Source organism: Chitinophaga sp. Cy-1792, assembly GCF_011752935.1.
Taxonomy (GTDB): Bacteria; Bacteroidota; Bacteroidia; order Chitinophagales; family Chitinophagaceae; genus Chitinophaga.
In genome coordinates, this window is sequence record NZ_VWWO01000005.1 from 1 (window position 1) to 11,177 (window position 11,177).

Below are 11,177 nucleotides of genomic sequence, written 5' to 3' on the forward strand. Positions count from 1 at the left end.
TCCTGAAGAACATCCATACCACCATGAAGGTATATAACGAGTACGGCCCCACGGAAACAACGGTAGGTTGTATCGTTACAGAACTACACCCGGATAAGCCGGTGATCATCGGTAAGCCGATATCCGGCACATCGATCTATATCCTGGATGCCATGCAACAGCTGGTACCGGTAGGGGTGACCGGAGAGATCTATATTGCCGGCGCAGGCGTAGCCAATGGCTATCTGCATCAGCCGGAGCTGACGGCAAAGAAGTTTGTAGCGGCACCTTTCGGCAATGGCCTGGCCTATCGTACGGGCGACCTGGCCCGCTGGCTGCCAGATGGCAACATTGTGTTCATCGGCAGAAAAGATGACCAGGTTAAAATCCGTGGTTACCGCATAGAGTTGGGAGAGATAGAAACCGCCGTGCTGGGCACTCCTGGTGTGGAAACCGCGGTAGTATTGGCCCGCTCCGGCAACGAAGGCGAAAAGGAGCTGGCCGCCTACATCACCGGCAAGGAACTACATGTAACGGATATACGTAATTATCTGTCCGGCATGCTGCCAGCGTATATGATCCCTGCTCACTTTGTGGTACTGGACGAGTTGCCGCTGACCACTAACGGGAAGGTAGACCGCAAACGGCTGCCTGATCCCGCAGGTGTCAACACCTATGCCAGCGTTACATATGTAGCGCCCCGCACCGACGCACAAATCCACCTGGCCGCGGTACTGGAAGAAGTACTGAAGAAAAAGCAGGTAGGTCTGCGGGACGATTTCTTCCTGCTGGGAGGTGATTCCATTAAATCTATCCAGGTAGTATCCCGTTTGAAACAACGCGGTTACTCCCTTAAAATACAGGATGTGCTGCTTACGCCAGTGGTGGAGCAGCTGTCAGAAAAGATGGAGCTGGTGACCCGGTATGCTTCTCAGGCAACGGTATCGGGTCTGGTAGGGCTCACGCCTATCCAGCAGTATTTCCTGGAACAGGACACTGCGTATGCCGGTCATTATAACCAGTCGGTGTTATTATTCAGTGCGACCTCAGTAGCGCTAGCGAGCTTACAGGCGGCACTGGACCATCTCTGGCTGCATCACGATGCGCTGCGGATGGTATACCGCCACGAAGTCGGCAGCTGGATACAGGAAAACAAAGGTGCTGACACGGCGGCCGTACTGGAAGTGCTGGACTATGCGCATGAATCGGCCTTTGCAGCTGCCTGCGACCGCATACAAAGCAGCTTCCGGCTGTCGGAAGGCCCCTTGTTCAAAGCGGCCTTATTCCGCGGCGCCGATGGCGACCGCCTGCTGCTGGCCGCTCATCATCTGGTAGTGGACGGCGTTTCCTGGCGCATCCTGCTGGACGACCTGTCGCAGTTGTATAGCCAGCATAGCAGCGGCATACCTTTGCAGCTGCCGCAGAAAACAGATGCCTATGCCTGGTGGTCGGGCCAGCTGCAAGCCTATGCACAGAGTGAAGCGCTGGCTGCTGCTGCCCCTTATTGGGAGCAGATCAGCACCGCCAGCGTCCCCCCGTTGCCGTTAGATCATGCGCAGGGCAGTAACCAGGCGCGTGATGCGGTGTCGCAATCCTTTTTGCTGGACAGCACTAGCACCACGCAGCTGCTTACACGCTGCTACAGCGCCTATCGCACAGAAGTGAACGATGTGCTGCTATCCGCGCTGGGACTGGCCTTACGTGAGACGTTCGGTCTGCCGCAGGCGCTGGTGACGCTGGAAGGTCATGGAAGGGAAGATATCGGTGGCGGCGTAGATGTAACCCGCACAGTAGGCTGGTTCACGACACTGTTCCCCGTGTTGCTGGACCTGGAGCAGCCGGATGCCATCAGTCAGCTGATCGCGGTAAAGGAACACCTGCACCGGGTGCCGGACAAAGGTATTGGCTATGGTGTGCTACGTTACCTGGGCGGCAAAAAAGATGAGCTGCAACCACAGATAGCCTTCAACTACCTGGGCGACTTTGGCACAGGTGCCGGGAACGATGAGGCCCCGCAGTTCTCCTTCATCGGCGACTATCACGGCCTGGAAGTAGCGCCGGAACGGTTACGCAGCACGGTACTCAATGTATCAGGCATGGTGGTGGCAGGGCAGCTGCGGATGACCATCGGCTACAGCAAGGCCCAGTTTGAGGAAGCAACCGTGCGCAGGCTCTTGTCCGCTTTAGAACAACAATTACAACAGCTTATCACAACGCTGGCTGCAATAAATCAAACATATCCTACCCCGGTAGATCTCTCCTTTAAAGGATTAAGTCTGGCAGAAGTGGTCGCGCTGAACAAAGACGGCGACCTGGAAGATGTATACCCGCTCAGTCCTTTGCAGGAAGGCCTGTATTATCACTGGTTAAGTGATCCGGCGGCGCCGTTCTATTTTGAACAGATGAACTACCGGCTGCAAGGCCCGCTGGACATTTCGGCACTTAAAGAGAGTTATTTACAGCTGACTGCCCGTCATGCCGTGCTACGTACGCATTTCATGCAGCGACCCGATGCGCGGGTGTTACAGGTAGTAAGAAAAAATGTACCACCGGTATTTGAATATATCACTAACAACGAAGCAGATGCCGCTGTTTATAGGGATGCAGACCGCTCCCGCGGCTTTGACCTGCATACCGGTTCACAGATGCGGCTGACCATCGTGGCATTGGGCAACGATACCTACGACTTTATCTGGAGCCATCATCATATCCTGATGGATGGATGGTGTGTGGGCATCCTCATCCGGGAGTTCTTCCAGATCTATTATAGCCTGGTAGAACACAACACCCTGCAGTTGCCGCCGGTGCATCCGTATTCCGACTATATCCGGTGGCTCACCGGGTCAGCGCAGGGATCATCATTGGCATACTGGAAGGAATACTTATCCGGCTACGAAACATTGAGCAGTGTGCCGGGACATACCGACCGGGAGCCTGGCAGGTATGAAGGCCGGAAAAAGCAGCTGGCAATAACCGGAACGCTGCGGCAGCAGATCAGCCAGTATTGCGGTAGGCATGGCATCACGGAAAATACCTTTTTCCAGGTGATGTGGGGCATCTTGCTTGGCCGGTACAATAACACAGCAGACGTTGTATTTGGCAGCATCGTATCAGGCCGGCCGGCAGAGGTAAAAGGTATCGAAGAGATGATCGGGCTTTTTATCAATACCATCCCCGTGCGCATACGTATGAACACCGATGTTACGGTAGAAGCATTGCTGAAAACCGTGCAGCAGGAAGCTATTGAAGGTGTGTCGCACCACCAGGTGCAGCTCGCTGAAATACAGCAGGAGAGCGGCCCCGGAAGAAAACTTTTCGATCATGTGATCATCTTTGAAAATTATCCGGTAAAGGAGCTGGTAGCTGCAGAAATGAAAACAGGTGCACTGGAACTGCTCTCTTCCGATGTATTTGAACAAACCAGCTATGATCTCAGCATCGTGATCGTGCCGGGCGAAACTGTCCGCATCACCTTTGACTATAACCGCTACTGTTATGATGACCAGCTGATCGGCCAGCTGCAACAGCATTTGCTGCAACTGATCGAAGCAGCGATGACAGATACCCGGACCACCGTACATCAGCTGGATTATCTCGGTACCGCCGAAAAGCAACTGCAGTTGCATGCCTTCAATACCGTGTCGCCGGAAAGACTTCCCGAAAAAACGGTGTTGCAGCTTTTTGAAGAACAGGTGAAGCTGTCGCCGGGCAATACTGCGCTCTATTTTGATGGCGCCACCCTTACCTATAAAGAACTAAATGACTATGCCAACCAGCTTGCGCACTGCCTGCAACGGCAACATCATATCGGAGCCAATGACCTGGTGGGTATTCACCTGGAAAGAAGCGAATGGACCATTGTGGCCATCTGGGGTATCCTGAAAGCTGGCGGCGCTTATGTGCCGGTAGATCCCGATTATCCGCAGGAGCGTATTACACATATGCTCACCGACAGTGCCTGCAAAACACTGGTAGATGCGGCTTTCCTGCAACAGTTCAAGGCAACGCAGGACCAGTACAGTAAAGAACCGGTGCTGACTGCGCCTTTACCTGGGCAGCTGGCTTATGTAATCTATACTTCCGGCTCTACGGGCCGTTCCAAAGGAGTACAGATCACCCACCGAAACCTGCTGCACTCTACGGTACAACGCCAACGCACCTACGAAAATGTGTTGTCTTTCCTGTTGTTGTCGTCTTACGCATTCGACAGTTCGGTAGCAGGCATCTTTGGTACGCTCTGCGAAGGGGGATGTCTCAATATGGTGAAAGGCAGTGATGTAGCAGATACAGGTGCCCTGGCAGATTTCATCTGCACACAGCAGGTCAGTCACCTGCTTACGGTGCCGTCTTATTATCAGCAGCTGCTGATAAAACTGGCAGGCCGCCACCATGCCTTGCGGCAAGTGATCGTAGCAGGAGAGACCTGCACCGCGCAGCTGGTAGACCTTCACTTTGCCACGGAAGGCATGGCGCATTGTGATCTCTTTAATGAATACGGCCCTACCGAATGTGCGGTATGGAGCAGTTATCATCAATATGAAAAAGGAAAGGCATTGAATACGATCGGCAAACCGATTGCCAACACACGCATCTACCTGCTGGATGACCACCTGCAATTATTGCCGGTAGGGACGACAGGAGAGATCTGTATTGGCGGTGATGGCCTTTCCCCCGGCTATCTCAACCGGCCGGAGCTGACGATGGAGAAATTTGTGGAAGACCCTTTCTGTAAAGGTGAACGTATGTACCGCACTGGCGACCTTGCCCGCTGGCTGCCCGATGGTAATATTGAATTTATCGGTCGGAAAGATGACCAGGTGAAGATCCGCGGATATCGTATTGAGCTGGGAGAGATAGAAAAAGTATTGCAGATATGCACCGGTGTAGATGCAGCAGTGGTGATCACCCACAGCAGGATCAACGGAGAGAAGGAGCTGGTGGCCTATGTGACAGGAAGTGAACCATTAGAGGCCACACTGCTGAGAACCGAAATGGCCGTGCATCTGCCGCCGTATATGTTGCCTGCCCGTTTTGTACAGCTGGATACTTTCCCACTCACACCTAATGGCAAAGTTGACCGCAAACATATGCCTGATCCGGATGGTATTGCGATGGATTCCGGTGTCGGTTATGTAGCGCCGCGCAATAGTACAGAAGCCCGGCTGGCAGACATCTGGCAGGAGATCCTTGGTGTGGCGCAGGTAGGCATGCTGGACGATTTCTTCCTGCTGGGCGGCCATAGTTTGAAAGTGACACGGCTGGCGGGTATGATCCATCAGCAATTTGAGGTGAAGCTGGGCATTGCACAGCTCTTTACTGTCACCGTGCTGGAAGCACAGGCACAGCTGATCACCGGTGCCCGCCGTAAAGTCTTTGCCAACATCCAATCGCTGCCGGAGCAACTGCATTATGCATTGTCTGCCGCGCAGCGCCGCCTCTGGGCATTGAGCCAGTCTGAGGAGGGTAACATCGGCTACAACATGCCGGGTGTATACCGTTTGACTGGAGCACTCGATGTAACGGCCTGGCAGCAGGCATTGCAACGGCTTACTGCCCGCCATGAGATTTTGAGGACAGTTTTTAAAGAAGCAGAAAATGGGGAGATCAGGCAGTTCATCCTGCCAGCGGAAGCCATGACGCCGACCTTCATTTATGAAGATCTGCGCGGGGTTGTGCAACAGGAAGATGTGTTGCAGGCGGCCATCCGAAAAGAGGCCATGCAGCCATTCGATCTCGCCAACGGGCCACTGATCCGTGTTTCACTGTATCGTATACAGGACCATGAATGGGTGTTCAGTTATGTACTGCATCATATTATCAGCGATGGCTGGTCGATGCAGGTGCTCAGCGATGAGCTGCTGCAACTTTACTATCACGCAGCGCCGCTGCCCCCATTGCGGTTCCACTATAAAGATTATGCCGCCTGGCAACAACTGAAAGGGCAGGAGGCCGCAGATCAGCAATACTGGTTGCAGCAGTTTGAAGAAGAAGTACCGGTGCTGGCCCTCGCAGGCGACAAGCCCCGTCCACCAGTGAAAACATACAACGGTGCAGCCGTAAACAAACGGCTATCTGCCACGCTTACCCGCGCACTTAAAAAGATCGCAGCGGAAGAAGGTAGTACACTCTTCATGGGATTGCTGGCAGGGGTGAATGCATTGCTCCACCGTTATACCCATCAGGAAGATATAGTGATTGGAAGTCCTGTTGCCGGCAGGGACCATATTGACCTGGAAAAGCAGATTGGTTTTTATATCAACACGCTTCCGCTGCGTACGCGCTTTAAAGGAACGGAAAGTTTCCGGCAGTTGCTGCGTCATATCCGCGAGGTTACATTGAGTGCCTATGAACATCAGCACTATCCTTTTGATGCGCTGGTGGATGCTTTGCAGCTTCGCCGTGATGTAAGCCGTAACCCCTTGTTTGATGTATGGGTGGTATTGCAGAACCAGGATGCAAACGCACATCATGAAGGCCCCCTCACTGTGAGCGGCTACGAGGCCGCAGAAAATCTCATCTGCCGCTTTGATTTGCTCTTCAATTTTGTGGAGACAGGAGAGGAGATCCATGTAGGACTTTTATACAACACAGATATCTACCAGGAAAGCACCGCACAGCAACTGACCAGCCACCTGGAACAATTGCTGGAAGCCGCGGTGACAGCTGCCGATAAGGAATTGGTGCACCTCGATTTCCTGACAACGGCAGAAAAACAATCCCACTTATCGTCTGGTGGTCAGGCCGTAGCCGGACATTGGACCGGTGAAACCGTTACCACCCTCTTTGAAGCCCAGGCCGCTGCCACACCGGATCATACTGCGCTGGTATTTGATGTGAGGCGCCTTACTTACCGCGAGCTGAATGAAACGGCTAACCGCATGGCGGCTCATCTCCGCACCACCTGTGATCTCCGGCCTGACGACCTGGTAGCCATCCGCCTGGAGCGCAGCGAGTGGCTGATCGTGGCAATGATCGCCGTGATGAAGGCTGGCGCCGCCTATGTGCCCATTGATCCCGAGTACCCGGCAGAAAGAGTGGATTACATGATGACAGACAGTCGGTGCAAAGCCTGCATAGATGATAACTGGCTCCAAACATTCCTGGAGCACGCTCCTGATTACGATGGTGCTAACCTGCCTGCCATCAGTGGGGCACAGCACCTGGCCTATGTGATCTATACCTCCGGTTCCACAGGGCATCCCAAAGGGGTGATGATCACGCATGCAGCCATCGTAGACTATACCGCCGGCATTATAACGAGAACGAATATCCGCGATTGCAGGCGTTTCGGACTGGTATCCACCATTGCAGCTGATCTTGGTAATACCGTTATTTATCCTGCCTTGCTCACTGGCGGAGAGTTACACCTGTTCACTGCTGCCGCCGTGATGAACCCGGAAGTCATGCAGCATGCGGAGCTGGATTGCGTGAAGATCGTGCCTTCACATTGGAAGGCCTTGCAGGGTGCGCACCATGCTTTCATTCCGCTCAAGTGCCTCATATTCGGCGGTGAGCAGCTCACCATGGATGTGATCCGGTTGCTGCAATCTGCTGGCGCTACCTGCCAGGTATATAACCACTACGGCCCTTCCGAAACCACCGTAGGCAAGCTGGCGCGCCAGATTAATATTCACGATCAACATCTTGCTATCTCGCTGGGCATTCCTTTCGGCAACAACTATGTATACCTGCTTGATGACTATCAGCAGCTGGTGCCGTCCGGCGCTGCCGGAGAGATCTGCATCGGCGGAGAAGGCCTCGCCATGGGATACCTGCACCGCCCGGATGCTACCGCAGAAAAATTTGTGAACGATCCTTTCCGTGATAATGCCAGGATCTACCGTACCGGTGACCTTGGACGTAGGCTGCATGACGGCAGCATTGCTTTCATCGGCCGTAAAGACGACCAGGTGAAGATCAGGGGCTTCCGGATAGAGCCGGGAGAAATCACCAATGTGCTGTTGCGGCAGTCGCATATCACATCGGCCATCGTGATGGCAGTGGATGGCGCCTCCGCTGAAAAGCAGCTGGTAGCCTGGTTTTCGGCTGGCAGTGAGTTTGATCTCGCCGACTTGCGTAACAGCTTGCAAACCTCGTTGCCTGCTTATATGATGCCTGCACATTTTGTTCGTATGGATATGCTGCCGCTCACCGCCAACGGTAAGATCGACCGCAGGGCATTGCCGCTGCCCGATGCGCAAAGCGCTACATCGGCTACGGCATATGTAGCACCGCGTACAGAAGTGGAAGAACAGCTGGTGGCCATCTGGAGCGAAGTGCTGGAAGCCGGTAAAGACAAGATCGGTATCAAAGACAGCTTCTTTGATCTCGGAGGACACAGCCTCAAAGCGATCAGAATCGTGCTGCGTATCCACGAGCAGTTCAACGTCGAAATAGATCTGACAAACTTTTTCCTGGAACCTAATATCGAAGCGCTGGCGGAAGAAATAGAAAACATCCGCTGGATGCAGCAGTAAATCATTTATCTATCCCAGAAAACTCAGTTACATGGAACATACGATCATCATGGAATCTTTTTCTGCCGAAGGGCAAACTGTTAACATCATCCGCCCGGAAGGTATCGTTAATCTCGAACTCGATGCACTGCTGGCACACCTTTCCGCCAACAGGGAAGAGATCGGCCAACAGTTGCTGAAAACCGGCGCCATCCTGTTCAGGAACTTCAACGTCAATAATCGCGATGGCCTGCTGAAAGTGAAGGAGATATTTGCCGGCAACGTAGCCTTCGACTACGTGGATGGCAACTCTCCACGTACCAAATTATCCAATGATGTATATACGTCTACCGAATATCCAAAAGAGCTGAGTATCTCTCTTCATAATGAATTATCCTATTCCAGCAAATGGCCGGGCACCATCTTCTTTTACTGTCATACGCCCGCGGAAGAAGGTGGGGAAACACCAATCGTAGACTGCCGCAAAATTCTGGAAGTGCTGGACCCCGGCATTGTAGAGCGATTTGAAAAATATGGCGTGAGATATACCCGCTACCTCAGTGGTGCAGCGGGTGTTGGCAAAACCTGGATGGATACTTTTGAAACATCCGACAAGTCCGTAGTTGAAAAATATTGTGACGAGAGTAACATCTCCTATACCTGGGATGGTAATAATCTTTGTTTGAGCCAGCAGGGATTAGGGGTGGCCCAACATCCGGTAACCGGCGAAAAAGTATGGTTCAACCAGGCTAACCAGTTCCATCCTTCCGGTCTTCCTGATGAGATCTACCGTGGCTTGAAACTGATCCATTCCCGTAACAAACATAAGTTTCCCCAATACGCCTATTATGGCAATGGAGAGGAGATCGCAGAGGCCGACCTGAAGCAGATCACCGACCTCCATTTTAAATGCGCCATTAAATTCCCGTGGCAGAAAAACGATGTGCTGATGCTGGATAATATGTTGATGGCGCATGGCAGGATGCCCTTCAAAGGAGAAAGAAAAGTATATGTAAGCATGTGTTAACCGCTATTAAAAAATTATGAAAGACGTTAAAACTATTATCCGCGATTTGAGAGCAGCCAACGTACGATTGTCTTTTTCGGGAGAAGAGCTGGCTATCGAGCCGCATGATGCGCTATTGAGCGAGGATTTACTGCAAAAGATCCACCTGCACAAAGACAGTCTGATCGCCTGGTTCCGCAAGAACCAGCAAAAATCGTTTACCAATATTCCGGCAGTTGCGTCGCAGGAGAGTTATGTACTCTCTTCTTCGCAACGCCGTTTGTGGCTGTTGAGCCAACTGGAAGACAGCAATGTCGCCTATAACATTCCGCGTGTCTATCTTTTTGAAGGCCTGTTGGATACCGCTGCAGTGGCCGCCGCGTTCCATTCACTTATCTCCCGGCATGAAAGTTTGCGTACAGTGTTTCGTGACGATGAGACCGGGGAGATCAGGCAGTGGGTGCTGCCGCCGGAAGATAGCGGCTTTCAGCTTCACATCACAGACCTGAGCGGGGAGCATACCAGCGCCGCACTGCATGCGTTGGTAAGAGCGCAGGTAGCTGCGCCGTTTGATCTGGCGCATGGCCCGCTGCTGCGGGCGGCTGTGATCCGGACGGCCCCCGATAAATGGGTGTTTGCCTATGTGATGCATCATATCATCAGCGACGGCTGGTCGATGGGAATCCTGCTCCGTGAGCTGTTACAGTTCTATGAAATGCATACCGGCACTACTACTTTTCAGCCGGCGCCACTGCGCATCCACTATAAGGATTATGCTGCCTGGCAACAGGAACAGCTGGGTAGTCAGCCCGGACAAGCACACCAGGCTTACTGGCTGCAACAATTTGAAGGCGAGCTGCCAGTGCTGGAATTACCCGGCGATCGTCCACGCCCGGCCATCAAAACGTATAACGGCGCGCTGGCCAGCAGGATCATGGATGCCTCGCTGGGCGCGGGTATCAAGACACTCGGCTGGGAACAGGGCGCTACCTTTTTTATGAGCCTGCTTGCCGCCGTAAATGCTTTGCTATACTATCACACCGGACAAACAGACATCGTGATCGGCAGCCCTGTTGCCGGCAGGGATCATAAAGACCTGGAAGACCAGATCGGTGCTTATATCAACACCTTGCCACTCCGGATGCGTTTCAACCCCGACTGGAACTTCGTACAGCTGCTGACCTACATAAAAGATACCACGCTTAAGGCTTTTGAGCACCAGGCATATCCGCTGGATGAGCTGGTGGGTGAGTTGCAATTGCTGCGCGACAGAAGCCGTAACCCGCTTTTTGATGTGCTGTTGGCCGTAACAGAACGGGAGCGTGACACGTCAGGCGTAGAAGGCCCCGGCGGCCTGAAGATCCGCAGCTTTGAAGGCGAAGGCTATCTGCAATGCAAAGTTGATCTCTCCTTTAACCTGATAGAAACCGCTAACGGATCTTTTTATGCAGGGATAGAATACAATACAGATATTTACCAGGAGGAGACCATCCAGCGGCTGCTGGCCCATATGGAAGAACTCCTGCGGTCTGTTATCCAGGCGCCTCTGGTGCCGCTGAACCAACTGAACATCCTTACCGCAAAAGAAAAAGAGCAGCTGTTAACTGCGTTCAATGATATCCCGCTGAACTATACGGAGCGCACCGATGTGCTGACCTCTTTCAAAAAGCAGGTAGCACAACATCCGGACCATATCGCTGTAGTGTTTGAGCAATCGCAACTCACCTATGCTGCGC

Annotated in this window: 3 protein-coding genes; all 3 read left to right on the forward strand. The window is 53.0% G+C overall.

Annotated features, from left to right (window positions below; translation table 11 throughout):
* The first annotated feature begins 23 nt into the window (after positions 1 to 23).
* On the forward strand, positions 24 to 8,456 hold the full coding sequence (locus tag F3J22_RS30170) for a non-ribosomal peptide synthetase (RefSeq protein ID WP_205195787.1): 8,433 nt from the start codon (positions 24 to 26) through the stop codon (positions 8,454 to 8,456).
* Positions 8,457 to 8,487: 31 nt separating this feature from the next.
* Positions 8,488 to 9,462: a TauD/TfdA family dioxygenase gene (locus tag F3J22_RS30175; protein ID WP_167021735.1), complete on the forward strand. Its 975-nt coding sequence runs from the start codon at positions 8,488 to 8,490 to the stop codon at positions 9,460 to 9,462.
* 16 nt (positions 9,463 to 9,478) lie between these two features.
* The coding region (locus F3J22_RS30180; protein WP_240155256.1) for a condensation domain-containing protein at positions 9,479 to 11,177 on the forward strand (1,699 nt) is incomplete at its 3' end.